Origin of the sequence: Solirubrobacter deserti, assembly GCF_027587175.1 — a bacterium.
In the GTDB taxonomy this organism is placed as follows: Bacteria; Actinomycetota; Thermoleophilia; order Solirubrobacterales; family Solirubrobacteraceae; genus Solirubrobacter; species Solirubrobacter deserti.
In genome coordinates this window covers 56,796-77,762 of record NZ_JAPCID010000030.1, presented here as the reverse complement: position 1 = coordinate 77,762, position 20,967 = coordinate 56,796, and the positions used below count along the sequence as shown (strand labels likewise).

Genomic DNA, 20,967 nt, shown 5'->3' with positions numbered 1-20,967 from the left:
GGTGGGGCGCACCGCACCGCAGACTTACCAACAACACGTCAAAAACTAAAAGGTTTCGCTGCTACGGTCGCCGGTTCGGAATGCGTGCCGCCGACGAGAGCATCACCCCGCCCCCGTTCCCGCGCAACCTGCCGTGGTGCAACGTCGCGATGCTCAAGATGCACGAGCAGCGCGGGAAGGTCGTCCTGGTCGAGTTCTGGGACTTCTGCCGGGTCAACAACCTGCGCACGCTCCCGTACCTGAAGGTCTGGCACGAGCGCTACGCGGAGGCCGGCCTGCGGATCATCGGCGTCCACACCGGCGGCTTTCCGCCCGCCCGCGAGGACGACAACGTCCGGCGCGCGGTCGAGCGGCTCGAGATCCCCTGGCCGGTGCTGATCGACACCAACCTGGACGTCTGGGACCTGTACGGCAACGAGGGCTGGCCCGCCCGCTACCTGTGGACGCCCGAGCACAAGCTGTTCTCGATGCACTACGGCGAGGGCGCCTACGCGGAGACCGAGCGCGAGATCCAGGAGCTGCTCGGCATCGAGCGCGACGTGGTGGAGCCGCTGCGTCCCGAGGACGCTGAGGACGCGCTGATCGCGCCGCAGACCGCCGACCAGCCCGGCGCCTACTCCGGCCCGTACGAGGCCGGCGGCGTGTGGGCGGTCGTGGACGGTGTCGGCGCGATCCGCGTCAACGGCGAGGTGTTCGACATCTTCGAGCCCGGCGCGATCGAGGTCGTCCACCACGAGCGCCACACGCGCGGCGAGCTGCAGTTCGAGGTCACCGAGGGCGTGGTCGTCCACGCCACCTGCTTCACGCCGGGTCTCGTGGCCTGAGCTCCTCGTGGCCGCGGTCGCCGAGCAGGCGCAGCAGCCGCGGTGGCCCGTCCGAGTCCACGAGGACCGCGGTTCCCGGCCAGTAGGGGGAGCCGTTGGGCTCGGGCGTGAGGAAGTGCGGCTGGTAGACCCACGAGCCGGTGTTGTGGATGCGCGTGCCGTTGACCTGCCACTCCGCCGGATCGTCGGTCGGCCACGGCCCCGAGCGGTGTGAGTGCCCCCAGATGACGTGTCGCGCCGGAATCTGCAACCGGCGGATCACCTCGCTGATGCCGTGCAAGTACCCCCGGCGCAGAGCGGTCGGTGACAGGCCGGGCTGCAGCGGGCCGAGCCCGATCGCGTTGAGCGAGGCCACGGCGCCGCGGTACCCCGCGCGCAGCGCGAGTGAACGCGGCGTGCGCTCGGCCGTGAGCGCCTTGTAGGAGCGCGAGGACGCGCCGCCTCCGTGCGAGACGAGCGAGCGTTCCGTGCGCTGGGTGAGCGCGTACAGCCATGCGTACAGCGGCGAGAGCACGGATTCGTAGTCGTCGGCCGTCGCGTGCGGGCTCGGCAGCGGCGTGACCCACCGCGCCATCGCGCCGACCAGCACCCGCTCGAAGGTCGGGACGGTTGCGTGCGCGTCGGCATAGTGGCCGTGGAAGGCGTAGACGTCGTCGCGGAGCCACAGCCCCGGATAGGCGAAGCGCAGCCGTGCGGGCCGCGCGGCCTCCGCCAGGGCGCTCGCCAGCGGCCCGTGCGCGTCGAAGCGTTGCTCGAGGCCGAGGAAGCCGGGCGCCTCCGTCTGCAGGCGCGAGTCGATCCAGCCCGCGGCCAGCCCGTGATCGTGGTTGCCGGAGAGCAGGATGAACTCCTTGTCGGGCCCGAGCCGGCTGCCGACTGCCGCGAAGAACGGCGCGGCCCCGTCGACCGCGTCGCGGTGCGCGGCCTCGCGCAGCTCCAAGCCGTCGCCGAGGATGACGAAGCGGTCGACGCGGTCGAGCGCGTCCAACAGGGGCTCTTGCAGATCGGGGCGGCGCAGCAGGTCGCGGGCGCGGTGACCGATGTGCAGATCCGAGACGACGAGAGTCTTCATCCGCGCACTAGTGTGCCCGCACATGGCTCCGTTGGACGGGATCCTCGTCGCCGACTTCTCGCGCGTGCTCGCCGGACCGCTCGCGGCGATGCTGCTCGGGGACCTCGGCGCGGACGTGATCAAGGTCGAGCGGCCCGACGGCGGTGACGACACGCGCGCCTGGGGTCCACCCTGGCGCGACGGCGTCTCGACGTACTACCTGGGCCTGAACCGCAACAAGCGCTCGATCGCGCTCGACCTCAAGGATCCGGCCGACGTGGCGCTCGCGCGCACGCTGGCCGGGCGCGCGGACGTGCTGATCGAGTCGTTCCGGCCCGGGCTGATCGAGGAGCTGGGCCTCGGGCTCGGCGCGCTGCGGGAAGCCAACCCGCGCCTGGTCACCTGCTCGGTGACCGCGTTCGGCAGCGGCCCGGAGGCGGCGGGCTTGCCGGGCTACGACTTCCTGCTGCAGGCCATGGGCGGGCTGATGTCCGTGACGGGCGAGCCGGACGGACAGCCGCTGAAGGCGGGGACGGCGGTCGTCGACCTCGTGTGCGGGCTGCTCGCGGCGAACGGCATCCAGGCGGCGCTCGTCGAACGCGCATCGACCGGGCGCGGCCGCCACGTCGAGGTCTCGCTGATGGACTCCGCGCTGACCTGCCTGCTCAACCAGGGCACGGCCTGGGTCGCGGCGGGCGTGACCGGCCGCCGGCGCGGCAACCGCCACCCGAGCATCGTGCCCTACGAGACGTACGCGACCGCCGACCGGCCGCTCGCGATCGCGGTCGGCAACGAGCGGATCTTCGTGCGGCTGTGCGAGGCGCTCGGCCTGCCGGAGCTGCCGTCGGATGGGCGCTTCAGCTCCAACGAAGCGCGCGTCGCTCACGCCGACGAGCTGATGGACGCGTTCGAGGCCGTGCTGCGCGAGCAGCCGGCGGAGCACTGGCTCGCCGTCCTGCGCGAGGCGAAGGTCCCCGCCGGGCCGATCAACGGTGTCGACGAGGCCTTCGCCCTCGCGTCCGAGCTCGGCATGGAGCCCGTCGAGGAGATCGATGGGCTCCCGCTCGTGCGCCCGCCGCTGCGGCTGGACGGCGAGCGGCCGGAGATCCGCCGTGGCCCGCCCGCCTTGGACGAGCACGGCGACGATCTCCGGCGGGAAATAGCCCGGTGGGGCTGCCGCCCCCCCGAGCCCCCCCCGCTCTAGCGGATAGACAGCCGCAGCAGCGGCGGGTCGTGGTCCGACAGCTGCTCGTCGTCGAACTCGGCGTTGATGTGCACGGCGTCGAACTCGGGCTTGAACAGCAGCAGCGGCGGGCTCACCAGGATGTGGTCCAGGACCTGCCCGTTGCCCTGGAAGATGTAGCTGTAGCGCTCGCGCTGGGGCACGAAGTTCCACAGATCGACGAGCTCGTAGCCGCGCTCGTCGGTGCCGCGCTGCAGGATCCGCACCGACTCCGAGAACTCGAAGTCGTTGAGGTCACCGGCCACCACCACGCGCGCGAACGGGTCGGCCCGCTGCAGGCTCCGCACCCACGCGTTGACGACGTCCGCCTGCTGGCGGCGCTGGATCTCGCTTGGCCGGTAGGGCTCCTGGAAGCGCCCGAACAGCGGCGCGTCCCCGCCCTTGGAGGCGAAGTGGTTGGCGACCACGAACAGCGGCCGGCCGCGGTAGCGGAACTCGCCCGCGAGCGGCTTGCGGCTGTTGGTGAAGGCCGGGTTGGTCGGATCGATGCGGCCCGGGCTGAACGTCAGCTGCGCGCCGGGCTGCGCCGTGTTCTCGGTCGTGCCGGTGGTCGACGTGCCGCCCGGCCGGTCGACGAACTCGACCCTGCGCGGGTTGAACAGGAAGCCGACGCGGATGTTCGCGTTCGGCGCGCCGCCGTCGGCGTTGTGCACGGGGTCGATCTGCCGGTACTCATAGGCCGGGCCACCCGCCGCGCGGATCGCGGCGACGAGCGCCTGCCACGTCGGATCCCCGGCCGGTCCGAGCGGGCCCTCACCGTCCAGGTCCTGCACCTCGCTGAGCGTGAGGATGTCCGGCGAGCGCAGGTTGTCGATGATCTGGCGTGCGATCGCGGGCATCCGCTCGAGGTCGTTGACCGCGTCCAGGTTCTCGACGTTGTAGGAGGCGATCGAGAGCTCGTCGCGGCCGGCCGGCTTGGCCACCTCCGGCTTGAGGTCGCCGCGTCGGAAGGTCGGCGGCTCGGTCACGAGGAACTTGAAGTTGCCGAACGAGTAGTCCACGACGGCCGTGATGTCCTCGAAGCGGTCGCCGACCTGGGCGTTGGGCAGCGGGTCGAGGTCGTTGTCGCGCGTGACCGGATCGTTGAGGATGATCCGCTCGGGGTTGAAGTCGCCGAAGCGGTACTCGCGCGGCGCGAACCGGTCGTACGCCCGCACCGGCAGCACGCCGCGCTTCGAGAGGTCCGACGGTTCGGTCACGACCGCGATCTCGGCGTTCTCGTTGGCCGCGCCGGCGCTGAAGACGTTCGTCGGCTCGGTCACGTAGCCGCGGCGGACCTCGGTCAGCATCCCCTCCAGCGACTCGTAGAAATCGATGCCGTCCTGCTCGGGATCGAAGCGCGAGCCCGGCTCTTCGACGTTGCCGGTGATCAGCGGCGGCTCGTCGGCCTGCGGGTCGGGCGTGTCATTGTCGATGACGGCCTCGGGCGGGACGCGGCCGCCGCGACCGACGAGCGTCGGGCGGATCGTGCCGGTGCCCGAAGCCGTGACCGTCGCGCGGTCGATCTCGGTGATCGTGAGGTTCGCGTAGGCGGAGGCGCCGAAGTCGCCGTTCGGGAAGTCCGGGGCGGCGCAGGACGGCGTGCAGCTCGGGCGGAACTCGGTCACGCGGCCGGAGACGGAGACCTTCGCGCCCGGCTGCGCGGCCGCGGGCAGCGCGGAGCCGGTGAAGACGAAGATGCCCTCGGACGTCTTGGGGTCGCGATCGGGCCGCGGGTCCTGGATGTAGAAGCCGTTGAAGCGACGGGCGGTGACGATGCCCTCCACGCCCGCGACAAGGGTGTTGCGGTACGGGGACAGGTGCGCCGCGCCCTGGATGTCGTGGATGCGCAGGCCTTCCTGGCCCGTCGTGGTGAACGTGGCGCTGTAGTCGGCGCCGCCGTAGCCGTCCCCCTCCACGCGCAGCACGCACGTCGCGCCCGCGGGCAGGTCGGCCTGCGGGTCGAGCACGTACACCGTGTCGCTCTCACCCGTGACCGTGACCGCCACGGCGGTGTCGTCGCAGGTGAGGCTGACCGTGTTCGCGGCCGGCTCGACCGGCTCGGAGAAGGTGACGCGCAGGTTGGCGCCGCGCGCGACGTTGTTGGCGTTGTCGGCGGGCTCGGAGCTCTCGACCTCCGGAACCGGGTCGCCGCCACCGCCGCGGTTCTGCGGATCTCCGGCCTTCGGCCCCTGGAAGTCGGCGGCGTTGTCGTTCGTGTCCGCGGTGCCGCCGGTGCGCTCGAACGCGCTGTCGGTACTCGTGGTCGGCGTGGTGATGCCGGTGCCCTCGCGGCACGGGCTCTGCGGTGCGCCGACTCCGTCAACGGTCGTTGACCCGGTGACGAGCCGGATGCCCGCGAAGTTGGTGCTGGAGAAGTCGGTGAAGCCCGTGCCGTAGATCTGGTCGGGCGCGACGGTCCCCGAGTAGCCGCCGGTCGCGTCGTTGGCGAACAGGTACGACTGGTTCGGTGCGAGCGTGACGCCCCCGGGCACGGTGGCGCGCGTGCTCGCGTTGCCCGGCGTTCCCGAGGCGCAGCCCTGCAGCAGCCAGCCCGAGATGTCCACGGGCGCGGCCGAGCGGTTGCGAAGCTCGACGAACTCGTCGTTGCCACCGGCGGGCCCGCGCGTGCGGAACTCGGAGATGACGACGGTCTCGGAGCCGGCCTGTGCTGCGGCAGCCTCAGCTCCGACGGCGGTCGCGGTGAGCGCTATGAGCGCGATTCCGGCGATTCGGCGCATGCCGGGACCGTACCCCGAGGCCGCACCTTCCCGTTACGCGGGTGTGACGGGGACGACGTGCGTGATGACCGCGCCGTCGTCCAGGAACGCGTGCACGAGCACCGACGGCGGCTCCTCGCGTGAGGTCACCATGCCGGTCGCGTCGAAGTCCGACACGGCCTGGATGTGCGTGCCCGCGCAGGTTACGACCGAGCAGCCGCCGAGCGTCGCCGTCGCGGCGAGATGCACGTGGCCGGCGACGACGCGCACCACCTGCGGGTTGCGCCGCAGCAGGCCGGCGAGCGCCTCCGTCTGCTCGCGCGGCAGCGCGATCTCGTCCAGCCAGGCCAGGCCCATCGCGACCGGCGGATGGTGCATGGCGATGATCGTCGGCGTGCCCGGCTCCAGCTGGCTCTCGATCCAGTCCACGTCGAGCGAGCCGTCGTCGCGCCCTGGCACCGACGTGTCGCACACGACCAGCCGCACGGGCTCGACCTCGGCCACGTACTGCTGACGCTCCTCGAAGCGGTCGTGGTTGCCGGCGGTGCGGTACACCGGCGCCTGGATCGGCGCCAGCGCCCGGACGGCGGCTTCGTACTCCTCCGGTGCGCCGGTGTCGGCGATGTCGCCCGTGAGCAGTACGGCGGCCGGGTTCAGCGCCGCGACACGCGCCGCCGCGCGCTCCAGGCCGCGCACCGACGCTTCGTCGTCGAGCCGGAGGTGAGGGTCGCTGAGCTGGGCGATGAGGTGGGGCACGCCGGAGACGCTAGCAACTCGGGTTGACAGATCGCCGTTAGTCAACTACGGTTGCTTCCGTGATGATCGACCTTGCCACGCCTGAGGACCCGGCGGACGGCCTCGCCGCCGTGGTCGCGCTGCGGCGCCTCGCCGAGCAGTTGGAGGCCGCGGAGGTCGAGCGCGCGATGCGCACGGGCTGGAGCTGGCCCGAGGTCGCGGAGGCGCTCGGCGTCACGCGCCAGGCCGTGCACAAGAAGCACGCCAAGCGGCTGATCGCCGCCGGCGTCGAGCTGAGGAGACGTTGACGTGTTCAATCGCTTCACGAAGGACGCGCGGGTGATCGTGCGCGACGCGGTCGAGATCGCACACGAGCTCGGGGCGACGAGCGTCGAGGCCGAGCACCTGCTGTTCGCCGCCGCGCGCCAGCGCGACCCCGTGGCCGAGACGCTGCGCTGGCACGGCCTCGACGAGGACGGCCTGCGGCACGCCCTGGACCTCGAGCGCGAGCGCAGCCTCGCCGCGGTCGGCATCAGCGCCGCGCGGCCCGCCTTCGCCCCGCACGTGAGCAAGCCCGACTTCGCGCACTCCTCGAAGGCCGCGCTCGAGGGCGCGTTGCGGGCGGCGGCGGAGCGCAAGGACACCCGCATCGGGACCGGGCACGTCGTCCTCGGCGTCCTGCGGGCGCGGCGCGGGACGGTCCCGCGCGCGCTGGGGCTCGTGGACATCGACCAGGAGGAGCTGGCTACGGCGATCAGCGCGGTGACGTAGGGGTCGCCGGAGGTCCGGACGCCAGCTGGCGTCACGGTCGCCGGGCGCGTGGGTTGAGAGCCTGGAGGCATGAACTCGAACCCCTCCGGCGGCCGCCTCGCGGCCCTCGTCACCGGCGGTGTCCTCGCCTCGCTCGCGGTCGTGCTGCTCGCGGTGGGCGCGAGCTTCGCCTGGCTCGACGATCGCAAGGACGCCGACGGCTACTACATGACCGACAGCGAGCGCTTCTCGACCTCGACGTACGCGCTGGCGACCGAGAACTTCGACGTCGACCACGACCTTCCGGGCGTCGTGTCCGGCACGGTGCGCTTCGACGTGCGCCCGAACGGCGGCAAGCCGGTGTTCGTCGGCATCGCGCGCTCGCGCGACGTCAAGGACTACCTCGCCGCGAGCGCCCACGCGACGCTCACCGACGTCGAGGTCGACCCGTTCGCCGCGGACTACCGCATGAGCGACGGCAACGCGCGGCCGGCGGCTCCGGCCGGGCGCGACATCTGGGTCGCGCAGGCGCAGGGCAGCGGCCCGCAGCGGCTGGACTGGGACGTCGAGGGCGGCGACTGGTCGGTGGTGGTGATGAACGCGGACGGCTCACCCGCGGTCGACGCCGGCGTGGCCGTCGGCAGCGACGTCCCGCTCGTCGGCACGCTGAAGCTGACCGCGCTGATCAGCGGCGTGGTGCTCCTGGTGGGCGGGGCGGGCCTGATGGTCGGCGGCGCGCTGGCGCCGCGCCGGCGCTCCCCGCTAGCGGTTTGACTTGTGCATGCGGCGCGCGACCGGGATCGTCAGCACGATCAGCACCACGAGCGCGCCGCCCGCCACCCAGACCAGCGGGTCTGAGAGCGAGAAGTCGTCCAGGGCGTGCCCGAGGTAGGTGGCGGCGGCCGTGATCGGCAGCACGCCGACGGCCGACGTCCACGTGTAGCGCCAGACCGAGACACGGGTCGCGCCTGCGATGTAGCCGACGAGGCTGAACGGCACGAACGGGATCAGGCGCGCGAGCAGCAGGGCGGCGATGCCGCCTTTGCCGATCACGCGCTCCGCGGACTCCACCCGCTCCTCTCCCGCGAGCCGGACCGCGAGCGGACGCCCGATCCAGACGCCGAGGTAGTACGCGATCAGGCCGGAAGCGGTCCACGCGGCCATCACCATCGGCAGCGCGATGCCGAACCCGTAGACCAGGCCGGCGACCGCGTTCGGGATCTCGGCCGGGAACAGCACGACGGCGTGCACGAGGATCAGCGAGACGAGCACGAGCGCGCCCCACACGCCGAGCGACTCGAGCTCGGCCTGCAGCGCGTCGACGTCGCCGTGCAGCGCATGTCCGGTGGCGACACGCAACGGCTCGATGGCCAGCACCAACACTGCCGCGATGGCGATCGCGGCCAGGGTCGGCAGGAGCGTGCGCAAGGGCCGAGGCTAGGCTTCGGCGGCGGCCGTCATGGCCTGCCGGATCTGCTTCGGCAGCATGAAGCGCACGTCCTCGCGCAGGACCTCGAACTCCCGCACGTCCTCGGTGCCGCGCTCGCGGAAGAACGCGACGAGGTCGTTGACCAACGTCTCCGGGACGCTGGCGCCGGAGGACACGCCGACGACCTTCGCGTCGGTGAGCCACTCCTCCTCGATCTGATCCGCGTTGTCGATCAGGTACGCGGGCGTGCCGAGGTCACGCGCCACGTCCACGAGGCGGTTCGAGTTCGAGGAGTTCTTGGAGCCGATCACCAGGACGAGATCGCACTGGTCGGCCATCTGGCGGACGGCGGCCTGACGGTTGGTCGTGGCGTAGCAGATGTCGTCCGTGCGCGGACCCGTGATGTGCGGGAACTTCTCGCGCAGTCGGGCGATGATGCCGCGCGTCTCGTCCACCGACAGCGTCGTCTGGTTGATGTAGGCGAGCTTGTGCTCGTCCTCGACCTCGAGCGTGTCCACGTCCGCTTCGGTCTCGATCAGGACGATGCGGTCGGGCGCCTCGCCCATCGTGCCCTCGACCTCCTCGTGGCCGGCGTGGCCGATGAGGACGATCGTGTAGCCCTCGGCCGCGAACTTGATCGCCTCGCGGTGGACCTTGGTCACCAGCGGGCAGGTCGCGTCGATGGTCTGCAGGTTGCGGCGCTCGGCGTCCGCGTGGACGGCCGGCGACACGCCGTGGGCGGAGAAGACGGTGATCGCGCCCTCGGGGATGCTGTCGTCGAGCTCGTCGACGAAGACCGCTCCGCGCTCGCGCAGCGTCTCCACGACGTGCTTGTTGTGGACGATCTCCTTGCGCACGTAGACGGGCGCGCCGTGCAGCTCGAGCGCGCGCTCGACGGTCTGGACGGCGCGGTCGACGCCGGCGCAGTAGCCGCGCGGAGCGGCGAGCAGGAGCTGTTCCGGAGCGTGCATCTGAGGTCCCAGTCTAGGAGACTCTGACGCCATGCTCGACCCCGTATTCCGTCATGCCGAGGGTTTCTTGGCGCGTTTGGACGAACGTCCGGTCGGCGTGCCGGTGGACCCGGAGGTGCTGCGAGCCCGCCTGGCGAGCGAGTTGCCGGAGGCCGGGGAGGCTCCGGAGCGGGTGCTCGACGAGCTCGTCGCGGCCGTCGATCCGGGGTTGGTCGCGAGCGCCGGGCCCCGCTACTTCGGGTTCGTGACCGGGCAGGCGCTGCCAGCGGCGCGGGCGGCGGACATGCTCGCCGCCGTCTGGGACCAGAACGCGTTCTCCTACGTCTCCTCCCCCGCGGCCGCCGTGGTCGAGGAGGTCGCTGCGCGGTGGGTGCTGGACGTGCTCGAGCTGCCGGCGAAGGCGTCGGTCGGGTTCGTGACGGGGGCGCAGATGGCCAACGCGACGTGCCTGGCGGTGGCGCGCAACGAGGTGCTGGGCCGGCTCGGCTGGGACGTGGCGCGGGACGGGCTGATCGGCGCGCCGCCGCTGCGGGTTCTGGCGGGCGCGGAGGCGCACGCGACGATCTTCAGCGCGCTGCGGTTCATCGGGTTGGCGCCGCCGGAGCTGGTCGCGGTCGACGATCAGGGCGCGATGCTCGCGGACGCGTTGTCGCTGGACGGGCCGGCGATCGTGTGCGCGCAGGCCGGCAACGTGAACACGGGCGCGTTCGATCCGCTGGGCGAGCTGGCGGCTGCGTGCCGGGAGGCGGGCGCGTGGCTGCACGTGGACGGGGCGTTCGGGCTGTGGGCGGCGGCCTCGCCGGCGCTGCGCGGGCTCGTGGCGGGAGCTGCGGGCGCCGACTCGTGGGCGACCGACGCGCACAAGTGGCTCAACGTGCCCTACGACAGCGGGCTCGCGATCGTCGCCGACCGGGATGCCCACCGGCGGGCGATGGGGCTGTCGGCCGCATACCTGGTGGAGTCCGAGCACCGCCAGAACTACGACTTCACACCCGAGGCGTCGCGGCGGGCGCGGGGGTTCGCGGTGTACGCGGCGCTGCGGTCGCTCGGCCGAGCGGGGTTGGCGGAGTTGATCGAGCGGTGCTGCGGTCACGCCGCGCTGTTCGCGTCGCTGCTGCGCGAAGGCGGCGCCGAGGTTCTCAACGAGGTCGTGTTGAACCAGGTGCTGGTCGCCGCCTCGTCCGACGCGGTGGCGCGTGTGCAGGCCGAGGGCGTGTGCTGGCTCGGCGGCACCGTGTGGCGAGGACGGGAGGCGATGCGCATCTCGGTCAGCGGCTACGAGACCACCGAGGACGACGTGCGCCGCTCTGCCGCGTCGATCCTGCGCGCGCTGCCATAGCCGCAGCACGCCGTCGTGATGTCCCGCGGTCCCCGCGGCGGTGACGTGTCGGCAGGGACCGCTAAGCGGCGGCGATCGTGTTCGCCCGTGACGGCAGATGGCGCGCGAGCCGCCGCGCCGCCAAGGCGGCGGCGCCGCACGCCGCAACCAGGAACCCCAGGAGCAGCGCGCCGTCGTCGACGCCGACCGCCATCCCGGCGGTGGCCGGACCGACGAGGAAGCCGACCGTCCAGGCGAGCGTCGAGAGCCCGTTGTAACGACCGGCGAGGTCGGCCGGCGCGAGATCGTTGACCATCGGCGCCAAGCTGGGCGAGAGGCACGCTTCCGCGAGCCCGAACACGGCCAGCGACAGCGCGAACGCCACGGTCGCCGGCGTGGAGCCGCCGAGCTGGCCGGCGAACAGCGCGAGCGCCCACGCAAGCGCCCAGACGCCGCAGGCGACGGCGATGCCGGTCGTGCGGCGCCGGCCGCGCAGGGCACGCAGCACGAACAGCTGGACGAGCACGACCGTGATCGTGTTGGCGGCGTACGCGAAGCCGAGGGCGTCGGCGTCGAGCCCGCCGGGCCCGCTCGCGAACGCCGGGAAGGCCGAGTGCAGCTGGCCGTAGCTGAGCGTGACCAGCAGCGCCGTGAGCAGCCAGACGCGCACGAAGGTCCGGTCGCGCACGACCGCGCGATAGCTCCCCGTCCGGTGCTCGGCGACCGGCGGCGCGAGCGGGCGGACGTTGAGCAGCAGCGGGATGGCGACCAGGAACGACGCCGCGTCGGCGAGGTAGAGCGCGACGAAGCCCGGCTGTGACGAGACCAGCAGCGCGGCGATCAGCGCACCCACGCCGAGGCCGGCGTTCATCGTGGCGAACCGCAGCGAGAACGCGCTCGAGCGTTGGGCGGGCGCGACGACCCGTGCGAGCAGCGCGTCCTGCGCCGGCCACACGATGCCGGCGCCGAAGCCCACGGTGACCGCGGCGGCGAACGCGTGCCATGGCGCATCGACGAGCGTGAGCGCCGCCGCGCCGGCCGCCGCGCAGACGAGGCCGACCACCATTGCGTTGCGCGCGCCGGCGCGGTCGCTCAGCGTGCCGCCCGCCACGTTGCCGGCCACCGAGCCGGCCGCCACCGACGCGACGGCCAGGCCGGCCAGGGCCGGCGACAGCCCGCAGGCCTGGTGCAGGTAGACGAACAGGAACGGCAGCGTGAGCCCGCTGCCGACGGCGGAGATCGCGTCGGCCCCGAGCACGACCCACGCATCGCGCGGCAGTGCGGGCACGAGGGTGCGCATCACGCCGTCGCCAGCTGCGCGAGGCGGTCGCGACAGGCCGTCCGGCGCGGGTGGTCCCCCGTGACCGCGCCGTCGAGCAGCTGCAGCGCGCGCCGGTACAGCGCGCGTGCCTCGTCGACCGCACCGCGCGCGGCGATCAGCGCGGCGAGGTTCATGAGCGGCGTCGTCAGCTCGGGATGGTCGCGCCCGGCGATCCGCTCGCGCGCCGTGAGCCCTTGCCGGTAGAGCGCCTCCGCCTCGTCCAGGCGGCCCTGCGAATGCAGCACCGCGCCGAGGCTGGTCCGCGCGGTCGCGACTTCGAGGTGCTCCTCGCCGAAGGCTCGCGCGAACGTGTCCACCGCGGCCCACAGGTGGTGCTCGGCCTCCTCGAGCTGCCCCAGACCGACGAGCACACCCGCCAGCGCCGCTCGGTCCGCGGCCACGGTCGGGTGCGCGTCGCCCAGCGCTGCGCGCCGGATGGCGACCGCCCGCCGCGCATGCGGCTCGGCCGCCGCGAAGTCGCCGCGGGCGTGGCCGAGGCCCCCGAGGTTGTGCTCGACGTCCGCGACCGCGACGTCCGCGGACCCGCGCTCGGCCTCGATGATCGCGAGCGCCCGGGCGTAGTGAGCCGCGGCGTCGTCGAAGCGGCCGTCGTACTTGCCGACCATGCCGAGGTCGTTGTGGAGGCTCGCGCAGTCGAGATCGGCCGCGCCGAGGGTGCGCTCGGCGTCGGCGAGCGTGTCCCGGAACACCGCACGCGCACGCTCGTAGTCGCCGAGCGCCAGGTGGGCCTGTCGGAGGCGCTAACCGGCCTCCACTCGGCCCCGCCCGGGCGGGGGGCGGGCCGGGGCGGCCGCCGCGGCCGTGGCCAGCGCCGCCTCGAGGCGGCCGGCGACGGCGTGCGCGCGTGACTCGAGCACGAGAGCGTGGCTGTCGCCGACCGCGGTCATCGGCTAGGCCGCGACGAGCGGCTCGGCGTGGTTGACGGACGAGCCAGCGGCGACGAGCGGCTCCGCGTGGTTGATCGACGAGCCCGCGGCCACGAGCGGCTCCGCGTGATTGATCGACGAGCCCGCGGCGACGAGCGGCTCCGCGTGGTTGACCTGCAGGCCGGCGAGCAGCTCGATGTGGGTCAGAGAGAGGTTCATGCGTGACTCCTTGTCTGCGTAGGTTGCGATGACCGCGACAGTACGGACCGGCGGGTCCGCCTCACAACGGGGGCGCCCCTTGGATCAACCCGAGTGTTTTGACCCAGGGATTACGCTCTGCGCTTGCCAGTGACCCGCAGAGAGCCAGGCGCGTTGGTGGAACGCGAGTCCGAGCTCGCCACCCTCGCCGCGATGGCGGGTGACGCCGGTCGCGGCGAGGGGCGGCTCGTGGTCGTCGAGGGCCCGCCCGGGATCGGCAAGACCCGACTGCTGCGACACGCACGGGCCGCGGCCGCCGGTGACGGCGCCCGCGTGTTCGCCGCGCGCGGCACCGAGCTCGAGGCCCACGCCGCCTTCGGCGTGGTCCGCCAGCTGTTCGAACCGCTCGTATTCGCCACCGCCGAGGCCGAGCGCACGGAGCTGTTCGCCGGCGCCGGTGCGCTCGCCCGTGCCGTGCTGGGCGCGGGTGACCTGCAGGAGCTGGACGCGCGCGGCGCCGACCGCTACTCGCAGATCAACGGCCTGTTCTGGTTCGTCAGCAGCCTGGCGAGGGCGCAGCCGCTCGTGATCGTCGTCGACGACGTGCAGTGGGCGGACACTCCCTCGGCCGAGTTCCTGGGCTTTCTCGCCCACCGGATCGAAGGCCTGCCCGTGCTGTTGGCCGTGGCGACCCGGCCGGTGGCGGAGGCGCCCGGGCACATCTCCGCGACGCTGCTGACCGAGCCGGGGGCCACCGTCCTGCGGCCGGCGCCGCTCAGCCGCGACTCGGTCGAGACGCTCGTGCGCGACGCCGCTGGCGCTGACGCCGACGAGGACTTCGCGCTCGCCTGCCTGGAGGCGACGCGCGGCAATCCGTTCCTGCTCTCGGAGCTGCTGCGCGAGGTGAGCGCGCGCCGGCTGGCCCCCGACCGCCCAGGCCGCGCGCCGCATCGGCTCGCTCGCCCCGGGCGGCGTCTCCACGGCGATCGAGCTGCGCCTCGCGGGCATGCCGGACGGCGCGCGGCCGCTGGCCGAGGCCGTCGCAATCCTCGGTGAGGGCGCCGGCGCCGGACTGGCCGCGCGGCTGGCCGGCCTCGATCACGGAGCGATGGGCGCGGCCGAGGAGGCGCTCGTGCGTGCGGGGATCCTCGAAGGGGACTCCGGGCTCACCTTCACGCATCCGCTCGTGCGCACCACAGTTCTGGCCGGGATGTCGGCTTCGCGCCGTGAACGCCACCACGCCGCCGCCTACGCGGTGCTCGCCGAGCGTGGCGCGCACCCGGAGGAGCTGGCCACGCACGCGCTGCACATCGAGCCCGCGCGTGACCCGGAGCGGGTCGCCATCCTGCGCGCGGCCGCAGAGCGCGCACGGGTGCTCGGCGCACCGGCGACCGCCGCCGCCTACCTGCGCCGCGCGCTGGCCGAGCCGCCTCCGCCCGAGCTGCGCTGCGAGGTCCTGACCGAGCTCGGCCACGCGGAGGCCCGCGCCGGGCTCGGGGAGGCGACCGAGCACCTGCGGATCGCCGTCGCGGAGGCGTCCGCGCCCGCCGCGCGCGCCCGCGCCGCGCTCGAGCTGGCCCGCGCGCTGAAGTTCGGCGGCGACGCCGTGCGCGCCGTCGACGTGCTGGAAGCGGTGCCGCCCGCGCTCGACGACCCGGAGCTGCGCGAGCTTGTCGAGTTGGAGCTGATCGGCCTCGCCTACATCAGCCGCGGCGCGCGTGAGCGGCTCGCGGGGCGAATCGCCGGGCTCCGGGATCCCGGCCACGCCCCGCAGACGCGGCTGGAGGCGTTCCTCCTCGCGGGCATGGCCTTCGACGCCGGTGCCGGCGGCCTGCGCCCGGCCGCCGAGACCGCCGGCCTCGCCGTCCGCTCGGTCGCGGGCGACCTGATGCCCGTCGATGCGCGAGAGGGCGGCTACGGCATGTTGGTCGCGGGCGTGGCCGCGATGTGGGCGGATCGCCTGGATGACGCGAGCCGCATCAACGCCCGCATGCTCGACGAGGCGCGCCGCCGCGGCTCGGTGATCCTGCGCGTCAGCGCCGCGTCGATGCAGGCGCTGGTGAACTGGCGTCGCGGGCGGATCTCGGACGCCGACGCGGACAGCGCGCTCGCACTGGAGCTCGCGCGTGACGCGCACGGCGCGGATGCCCTGGTGCCGGCCGCGCGGGCGGTGAAGGCGTTGATCGCGCTCGCCCGCGACACCGGGCGCGACGAGCTGGCCCGGATCGAGGCCGAGACGCTCGACGGCGACTCGGATCCGGACGCGCTGCCGTACCACCTGCTGCTGCACGCCCGCGGGTTGCTGCGCCTGGCGCAGGGCGCGCACGAGCCGGGCACCGAGGACCTGCTCGAGTGCGGACGCATCAGCCTGGCGTGGGGCGCGGGCAACCCGAGCGTGGTGCCGTGGCGGTCGGACGCCGCGCTCGCCCTCGCGCGGGCCGGGGCCCGCCGGCGCGCGGCACGCCTCGCCGCCGAGGAGCTCGAGCTGGCGGAGCGGTTCGGCACCCCGCGCGCGATCGGTGTCGCCCAGCGCGCGGTCGCGCTCGTCGCCGACGACGACAGCACGCTGCCCGGCCTCGAACGCGCCGTCGCGACGCTCACCGACTCGCCCGCGCTGCTCGAACTCGCGACGGCCACGACCGACCTGGCCCACGCGCAGCGCCGCGCGGGGCAGAAGACCGGCGCGCGGGAGACGGCCGCGCTCGCCCAGGAGCTGGCCGTCCGCGCCGGGGCGACCGCGCTGGCCCGCCGCGCCCGCGAGGAGGCGCTGGCCTCCGGCGCACGCCCTCGGCGGGTCGCCCGCAGCGGCGTCGGCTCGCTCACCCCGAGCGAGCTGCGGGTGGCCCAGCGCGCCGCTGAAGGCCACTCGAACCGCGAGATCGCCGAGGACCTGTTCGTGACCGTCAAGACGGTCGAGATGCACCTGGCGAAGGCGTACGCGAAGCTCGGCATCCGCTCCCGCACCGAGCTCGCGGACGCACTCGCCGAGACGGCCATGACCGCGAGGTGAGTAACAGGACGTTGACGACCTGATGCTCGATTTCCGGGAGAAGTTCGCGGGTGAAACCTCTCTCCAGAACCCTAGCCGCGGCAGTGACCGTCGCGGTCCTGGCGGTGCCGTCGTCCGCGGCCGCCGCCGGGCTGGCGCTCACGGATGACACGGAGCGCATCGGTCCGGGCGTCACCCTCCGCCACCTCGTCACGCTGTCGGAGATCGGCTGGACCGACGCGCAGATCCTCGAGGTCGACCTGCACCAGAGCGCCGTCCGCACCGACCTCCTGACCGCCGGCCCGGTCGCCCGCGGCTCCGCCCTCAGCGCGCAGGTCCGTGAGGCGGGCGCGGTCGCCGGCGTCAACGGCGACTTCTTCGACATCAACAACTCCAACGCGGCGATCGGCCCGGAGATCCTGAGCGGCGCCGTCCGCAAGTCCGGCATCGGCCGCTCCCTGGTCGCGGGCGTGAGCACCGACCGCCTCGGCCGGCTCGCCAACTTGACGCTTCAGGCCAGCGCGACGCTTCCCTCCGGCACGCGTGCCGTCCGCTCGCTCAACGACCCGACCGACGTCGGCGCGAACAACCTCGCGGCGTACACGCCGCTGTGGGGCACCTACTCGCGCATGCGCGGCGTCCAGGGCTCGACCAACGTCGCCGAGGTCATCGTCACCGACGGCAAGGTCGCGTCGATCAACCCGACGACCGCCGGCGCGGGTGAGCTGCCCGCGAACTCGTTCGCGCTCGTCGGCCGGGAAGCCGGCGCCGAGGCCATCCGCGCGCTCCAGGTGGGCGACGCCGTCAGCCTCGCCTACGACCTCAAGAGCGACATCGCCGACCAGCTGACGTTCGCCGTCGGCGGCAACGTCGTCCTGGTCCAGAACGGCATCCCGCAGCCGGCCGCCGGTGGCGAGCAGGCGCCCCGCACGGCGATCGGCTTCAAGAACGGCGGCAAGACGCTGATGCTGGTCACCGCCGACGGCCGCCAGTCGCTGGTCGCCGGCCCGACCGTCCGCCAGACCGCGGAGCTGATGGCCGACCTGGGCGCCGAGACCGCGCTCAACCTCGACGGCGGCGGCTCGACCACGATGGTCGCCCGCCCGCTCGGCAACCCGCTGGCGACGGTCCGCAACACGCCCTCCGACGGCAGCGAGCGCGCCGACCCGAACGGCGTCGGCGTCTTCGTCGCGCCCGGCGACGGCACGCTGCACGACCTCGTCATCGCGCCCGCCGACGCGCGCGTGTTCCCCGGCATGCGCCGCACGTTCACGGCCGCCGGCCTCGACGACCACGACACGCCCGTCCCCACGGGTGAGCTCACCTGGACGGGCGCCAGCAACGTCTTCACCGCCCCGAACGAGCCCGGCACGGTCACGGTCACGGCCAAGTCCGGCAGCGTCGAGGCGAGCACCGACGTGCGCGTCCTCGGCAAGCCGGTCGAGCTCGAGCCGAGCGCCCTGCGCCTCAGCTACGCCGACCCGGGCGCCGCCACCTCGACGGTCCGCATCAACGGCCGCGACGCGGACGGCTTCACCACCGGCATCGATCCCGCCGACCTCACGCTCGAGTACGACAACACGGTGCTCGAGGTCACGCCGGTCAACGGCGGCCTGCGCGTGGACCCGATCGCCGACGGCGCCACGATCCTCACCGTCAAGGCCGCGGGCCTGACCGCGCGCATCCCGGTCACGGTCGGCGCCCAGCGCGTGCTGGTCGACGGCTTCGACACGCCGAACGTCTGGAACTACCGCCACGACCGCGCCGCCGGCGGCAGCGCGACGATCGTGGACGAGGGGCGCACCGGCAAGGGCATGAAGATCACCTACGACTTCACCCAGGCGACCGCGACCCGCTCCGCCGGCGCCGTTCTGCGCACGCAGCGCGTGCTCGCCGGCCAGCCGCTGCGCGCGTCCGTGTGGGTCAAGGGCGACGGCAACGGCCAGTGGGTGACGATCTCGCTGCGCGACGCCGCCAACAAGGTCCTCGACCTGCGCCCGGGCTACGCCACCGGCACCGAGTGGACGAAGTTCTCCGTCAACCTCCCGGCGACCGGGGTCGAGTACCCGGTGCGCGTGGACAACGTCCGCCTGATCGAGACGTCCGCGGCCAAGCAGTACAAGGGCTCGTTCATCCTCGACGACCTCGAGGTGGAGGTCCCGGCGGAGATCGCCACGCCGGCCGCGGAAGCGGCCCCGGCAGACCGGCTGGTCAGCCGCGACGGTGATCTCTCAGACGCCAACTGGACGTTCGCCGCGCTCTCCGACGTGCAGTTCACGGCCGCCGCGCCGGACCTCTCGCGCGTCGCGATCGCCGCGCTCAAGCGCATCCGCCAGCACAACCCGGACTTCGTCGTGCTCAATGGCGACATCGTCGACACGGGCTACCAGGCCGACGTCGACCTGGCCAAGCAGACGCTGGAGGCCGGCGGCTGCGACATGGTCGAGACCGGCGCGCCCGGGACGCCGACGGCCGACACGGTGCCCTGCCTCTACGTGCCGGGCAACCACGAGTCCTACGGCACCGACAACCTGAACGCGTGGAAGGCCGTGTTCGGCGACCCGTACCGCACGTTCGACCACAAGGGCGTCCGTTTCGTCCTGCTCAACTCGACGCGCGGCACGTTCCGCGGTTCGGACTACGCGCAGCTGCCGATGCTCCAGCAGGCGCTGGAGAGTGCGGCCGACGACGCCTCGGTCAAGCGCGTCGTCGTGTTCGCCCACCACCCGACCAACGACCCGGATCCGGGTGACGCCTCGCAGCTGGGCGACCGCAAGGAAGTGCAGCTGATCGAGAAGCTGCTGAGCGAGTCCTCCAAGCCGGCGATGATGGTCGGCTCGCACGCGCAGATCGTCAACGTCGACCGCATCGAGGGCGTGCCGTACATGGTCCTCCCCTCGAGCGGCAAGTCGCCGTACGGCACGCCGGATCGCGGCGGCTTCACGGGCTGGGTGCGGTACGGCGTGTCCGACGACATCAAGGCCGACGTGCGCGCGTTCGCCCAGAGCGTGGGCGTGTCGGGTCCCGACGCGCTGGCCGCGGGCTCGTCCGCGACGCTCGGCGGCGAGCTCGTGCAGCCCAACGGCGTCGCCACCGGCACGCGCAAGGTCCCGCTGCGCTACCCGATGAGCGTCCGCTGGAAGGGAAGCGACTCGCTGCAGCTCAACGGCAGCGTCGACGACGCACGCAAGGCCGGCAAGGTCGCCGTCCTGAACACCGCGACGCGGGAGCTCACCGCGGTGCGCGCCGGCGAGGTCACCGTCACCGCCGAGGCCGACTCGATGCGCGACGGCGACGACCTCGCCCCGATCACCGGCTCCAAGACGATCGTCGTCGGCCCGTACGTGGCGCCGCCGGTCGAGGGCACGGTGGGCGGCTCGGTCCCGGCGACGCTCGCCCTCACGCTCGGCACCGCGCCGACGTTCCCGGCGTTCGTCCCGGGCGTCGACGACACCTACGAGGCGTCCACCGCCGCGACGGTGACCAGCACGGCCGGCGAGGCGACGCTGTCGGTCAGCAACCCCGGCCACCTGACCAACGGCGCCTTTCAGCTCGCTCAGCCGCTGGAGACGCCGAACCTGCCGAAGACGTTCAGCGGCCCGGTCACCAACGACACGTTCGCGATCGGCTTCCGGCAGACGATCGCGAAGAACGATCCCCTGCGCACCGGCACCTACAGCCGGACGCTGACGTTCACGCTCGCGACCTCCACTCCGTGAGCATGTAGTCCAGCACGGCCTCACCGCTCAAGTTCAAGGACTCCTTGGACACGGCGGTGAGGTCGTCGCAGGGCTGGTGCCAGCAGGGGAAGTCGAAGTCGATCAGGTCGATCGACGGGATGCCCTTGCGCAGGAACGGCGTGTGGTCGTCCATCACGGCGCCGGACGACTCGTCCGGGAACACGGACTGCGCCCCCACGCGCTTGGCCGCCGCGCGCAGGTCCGCCCACATCTCCTCGTCCGAGCTCTCCTCACGCGGGATCGAGAGGTCCTTGTCGGCGATGAAGTCGACCAGGACGAGCTTCTCGATGTTCTTGGCGTGCTTGTTCGCGTACGCCTTCGATCCGCGCACGCCCGTGCCGTAGAAGTCGGCGTCGTTGGTGGCTTCCTCGCCGTCGAAGAGCACGAAGCGGATCGGCGGCGCGTTCTTCGGCCGCTTCGTCTTCGCCATGACGCGAGCGATCTCCAGCACGGCCGCGGTGCCGCCCGCGCCGTCGTTGGCGCCGACGAAGTCCGGGATGTCCTTGGTGTCGTAGTGCGCGGAGAGCACGATCGCCTTGCCCTTGCCGGGGATCTCGCCGACGACGTTCTGCAGGCCGCCCGGGACGCTCTCGAACCTGCCGCGGGGGAGCCGCGCCTTCAGATAGCTGGCGAGCTGCTTGAGCTGCGGCGAGCCGGCCGGGCGCGGCCCGATCTTCACCTGGTACTCGAGCTGCCTCCACGCGCGGTCCTCGTCGAAACGGTCGGCGAGGCGGGAGGACGCCGCCTGCGACGCCTCCGGAACGGGCTCGCGCGGGTCCGGCGCGGACGTGGTGGGCTGCGGATCGTCACCG

The 20,967-nt window shown here is 73.1% G+C and carries 18 protein-coding genes; 9 read left to right on the top strand and 9 right to left on the bottom strand.

The annotated features are described in order from the left end of the window. Positions 1 to 80: 80 nt before the first annotated feature. Entirely contained in the window at positions 81 to 824 is a 744-nt protein-coding gene (locus OJ962_RS20335; RefSeq protein ID WP_202957786.1) for a thioredoxin domain-containing protein, read from the top strand. On the opposite strand, the gene OJ962_RS20330 is transcribed toward OJ962_RS20335, so the two are convergent. After that, positions 802 to 1,896: a metallophosphoesterase gene (locus OJ962_RS20330; RefSeq protein WP_202957785.1), complete on the bottom strand. Its 1,095-nt coding sequence runs from the start codon at positions 1,894 to 1,896 to the stop codon at positions 802 to 804. The two genes, OJ962_RS20335 and OJ962_RS20330, sit on opposite strands and share 23 nt — an antisense overlap. A 22-nt stretch (positions 1,897 to 1,918) precedes the next feature. Here OJ962_RS20330 and OJ962_RS20325 point away from each other — a divergent pair, with 22 nt between their 5' ends. Then, a complete protein-coding gene (locus OJ962_RS20325; protein ID WP_202957784.1) occupies positions 1,919 to 3,079 on the top strand; it encodes a CaiB/BaiF CoA transferase family protein in 1,161 nt (386 codons plus the stop codon). On the opposite strand, the gene OJ962_RS20320 is transcribed toward OJ962_RS20325, so the two are convergent. Continuing rightward, positions 3,076 to 5,838 (bottom strand): Ig-like domain-containing protein, encoded by a 2,763-nt coding sequence (locus OJ962_RS20320; protein WP_202957783.1) that lies wholly within the window; start codon positions 5,836 to 5,838, stop codon positions 3,076 to 3,078. The two genes, OJ962_RS20325 and OJ962_RS20320, sit on opposite strands and share 4 nt — an antisense overlap. Before the next feature lie 33 nt (positions 5,839 to 5,871). Beyond that, positions 5,872 to 6,573, bottom strand: a complete 702-nt coding sequence (locus OJ962_RS20315) for a metallophosphoesterase (protein WP_202957782.1) — start codon at positions 6,571 to 6,573, stop codon at positions 5,872 to 5,874. Between the two features lie 62 nt (positions 6,574 to 6,635). Here OJ962_RS20315 and OJ962_RS20310 point away from each other — a divergent pair, with 62 nt between their 5' ends. The 3 genes from OJ962_RS20310 (at position 6,636) to OJ962_RS20300 (ending at position 8,076) form a co-directional block, all read left to right on the top strand. After that, a complete protein-coding gene (locus OJ962_RS20310; RefSeq protein WP_202957781.1) occupies positions 6,636 to 6,860 on the top strand; it encodes a helix-turn-helix domain-containing protein in 225 nt (74 codons plus the stop codon). A 1-nt stretch (position 6,861) separates the two neighbouring features. Next, on the top strand, positions 6,862 to 7,323 hold the full coding sequence (locus OJ962_RS20305) for a Clp protease N-terminal domain-containing protein (protein ID WP_202957780.1): 462 nt from the start codon (positions 6,862 to 6,864) through the stop codon (positions 7,321 to 7,323). 69 nt (positions 7,324 to 7,392) lie between these two features. Further along, complete coding sequence (locus tag OJ962_RS20300) at positions 7,393 to 8,076, top strand: hypothetical protein (protein ID WP_202957779.1); 684 nt, start codon at positions 7,393 to 7,395, stop codon at positions 8,074 to 8,076. Here the strand turns inward: OJ962_RS20300 and OJ962_RS20295 are convergent. Continuing rightward, the gene (locus tag OJ962_RS20295) at positions 8,065 to 8,730 is read right to left on the bottom strand and encodes a TVP38/TMEM64 family protein (protein ID WP_202957778.1); all 666 of its coding nucleotides are present in this window, start codon (positions 8,728 to 8,730) and stop codon (positions 8,065 to 8,067) included. The two genes, OJ962_RS20300 and OJ962_RS20295, sit on opposite strands and share 12 nt — an antisense overlap. A gap of 9 nt (positions 8,731 to 8,739) precedes the next feature. Next, the gene (locus tag OJ962_RS20290) at positions 8,740 to 9,702 is read right to left on the bottom strand and encodes a 4-hydroxy-3-methylbut-2-enyl diphosphate reductase (RefSeq protein WP_202957777.1); all 963 of its coding nucleotides are present in this window, start codon (positions 9,700 to 9,702) and stop codon (positions 8,740 to 8,742) included. A gap of 31 nt (positions 9,703 to 9,733) precedes the next feature. Here OJ962_RS20290 and OJ962_RS20285 point away from each other — a divergent pair, with 31 nt between their 5' ends. Continuing rightward, entirely contained in the window at positions 9,734 to 11,041 is a 1,308-nt protein-coding gene (locus OJ962_RS20285; RefSeq protein ID WP_407697527.1) for a pyridoxal phosphate-dependent decarboxylase family protein, read from the top strand. Between the two features lie 61 nt (positions 11,042 to 11,102). On the opposite strand, the gene OJ962_RS20280 is transcribed toward OJ962_RS20285, so the two are convergent. The 3 genes from OJ962_RS20280 to OJ962_RS20270 form a co-directional block, all read right to left on the bottom strand. Then, positions 11,103 to 12,320: an MFS transporter gene (locus tag OJ962_RS20280; RefSeq protein ID WP_202957775.1), complete on the bottom strand. Its 1,218-nt coding sequence runs from the start codon at positions 12,318 to 12,320 to the stop codon at positions 11,103 to 11,105. Then, positions 12,320 to 13,084 (bottom strand): tetratricopeptide repeat protein, encoded by a 765-nt coding sequence (locus tag OJ962_RS20275; RefSeq protein WP_270006561.1) that lies wholly within the window; start codon positions 13,082 to 13,084, stop codon positions 12,320 to 12,322. Before OJ962_RS20275 ends, OJ962_RS20280 begins: the two co-directional genes overlap by 1 nt. A 168-nt stretch (positions 13,085 to 13,252) precedes the next feature. Next, on the bottom strand, positions 13,253 to 13,447 hold the full coding sequence (locus tag OJ962_RS20270; RefSeq protein ID WP_202957773.1) for a hypothetical protein: 195 nt from the start codon (positions 13,445 to 13,447) through the stop codon (positions 13,253 to 13,255). A 129-nt stretch (positions 13,448 to 13,576) separates the two neighbouring features. Between OJ962_RS20270 and OJ962_RS20265 the strand changes: the two genes are divergently transcribed. From OJ962_RS20265 to OJ962_RS20255, 3 genes are all read left to right on the top strand, one after another. Continuing rightward, positions 13,577 to 14,482 (top strand): AAA family ATPase, encoded by a 906-nt coding sequence (locus OJ962_RS20265; RefSeq protein WP_202957772.1) that lies wholly within the window; start codon positions 13,577 to 13,579, stop codon positions 14,480 to 14,482. Beyond that, on the top strand, positions 14,433 to 16,436 hold the full coding sequence (locus OJ962_RS20260; protein ID WP_238932450.1) for a helix-turn-helix transcriptional regulator: 2,004 nt from the start codon (positions 14,433 to 14,435) through the stop codon (positions 16,434 to 16,436). The genes OJ962_RS20265 and OJ962_RS20260 overlap by 50 nt, the downstream gene beginning before the upstream one ends. 83 nt (positions 16,437 to 16,519) lie before the next feature. Beyond that, a complete protein-coding gene (locus OJ962_RS20255; protein WP_202957771.1) occupies positions 16,520 to 20,134 on the top strand; it encodes a phosphodiester glycosidase family protein in 3,615 nt (1,204 codons plus the stop codon). Here the strand turns inward: OJ962_RS20255 and OJ962_RS20250 are convergent. After that, entirely contained in the window at positions 20,109 to 20,834 is a 726-nt protein-coding gene (locus OJ962_RS20250; protein WP_202957770.1) for a M28 family metallopeptidase, read from the bottom strand. The two genes, OJ962_RS20255 and OJ962_RS20250, sit on opposite strands and share 26 nt — an antisense overlap. Between the last annotated feature and the right edge of the window lie 133 nt (positions 20,835 to 20,967).

Excerpts from the sequence above, each read along its gene's own strand:
- OJ962_RS20335 (WP_202957786.1), top strand. The coding sequence starts at position 81 with ATGCGTGCCGCCGACGAGAGCATCACCCCGCCCCCGTTCCCGCGCAAC.
- OJ962_RS20330 (WP_202957785.1), bottom strand. The coding sequence starts at position 1,896 with ATGAAGACTCTCGTCGTCTCGGATCTGCACATCGGTCACCGCGCCCGC.
- OJ962_RS20325 (WP_202957784.1), top strand. The coding sequence starts at position 1,919 with ATGGCTCCGTTGGACGGGATCCTCGTCGCCGACTTCTCGCGCGTGCTC.
- OJ962_RS20320 (WP_202957783.1), bottom strand. The coding sequence starts at position 5,838 with ATGCGCCGAATCGCCGGAATCGCGCTCATAGCGCTCACCGCGACCGCC.
- OJ962_RS20310 (WP_202957781.1), top strand. The coding sequence starts at position 6,636 with ATGATCGACCTTGCCACGCCTGAGGACCCGGCGGACGGCCTCGCCGCC.
- OJ962_RS20300 (WP_202957779.1), top strand. The coding sequence starts at position 7,393 with ATGAACTCGAACCCCTCCGGCGGCCGCCTCGCGGCCCTCGTCACCGGC.
- OJ962_RS20290 (WP_202957777.1), bottom strand. The coding sequence starts at position 9,702 with ATGCACGCTCCGGAACAGCTCCTGCTCGCCGCTCCGCGCGGCTACTGC.
- OJ962_RS20285 (WP_407697527.1), top strand. The coding sequence starts at position 9,734 with ATGCTCGACCCCGTATTCCGTCATGCCGAGGGTTTCTTGGCGCGTTTG.
- OJ962_RS20280 (WP_202957775.1), bottom strand. The coding sequence starts at position 12,320 with ATGCGCACCCTCGTGCCCGCACTGCCGCGCGATGCGTGGGTCGTGCTC.
- OJ962_RS20270 (WP_202957773.1), bottom strand. The coding sequence starts at position 13,447 with ATGAACCTCTCTCTGACCCACATCGAGCTGCTCGCCGGCCTGCAGGTC.
- OJ962_RS20260 (WP_238932450.1), top strand. The coding sequence starts at position 14,433 with ATGCCGGACGGCGCGCGGCCGCTGGCCGAGGCCGTCGCAATCCTCGGT.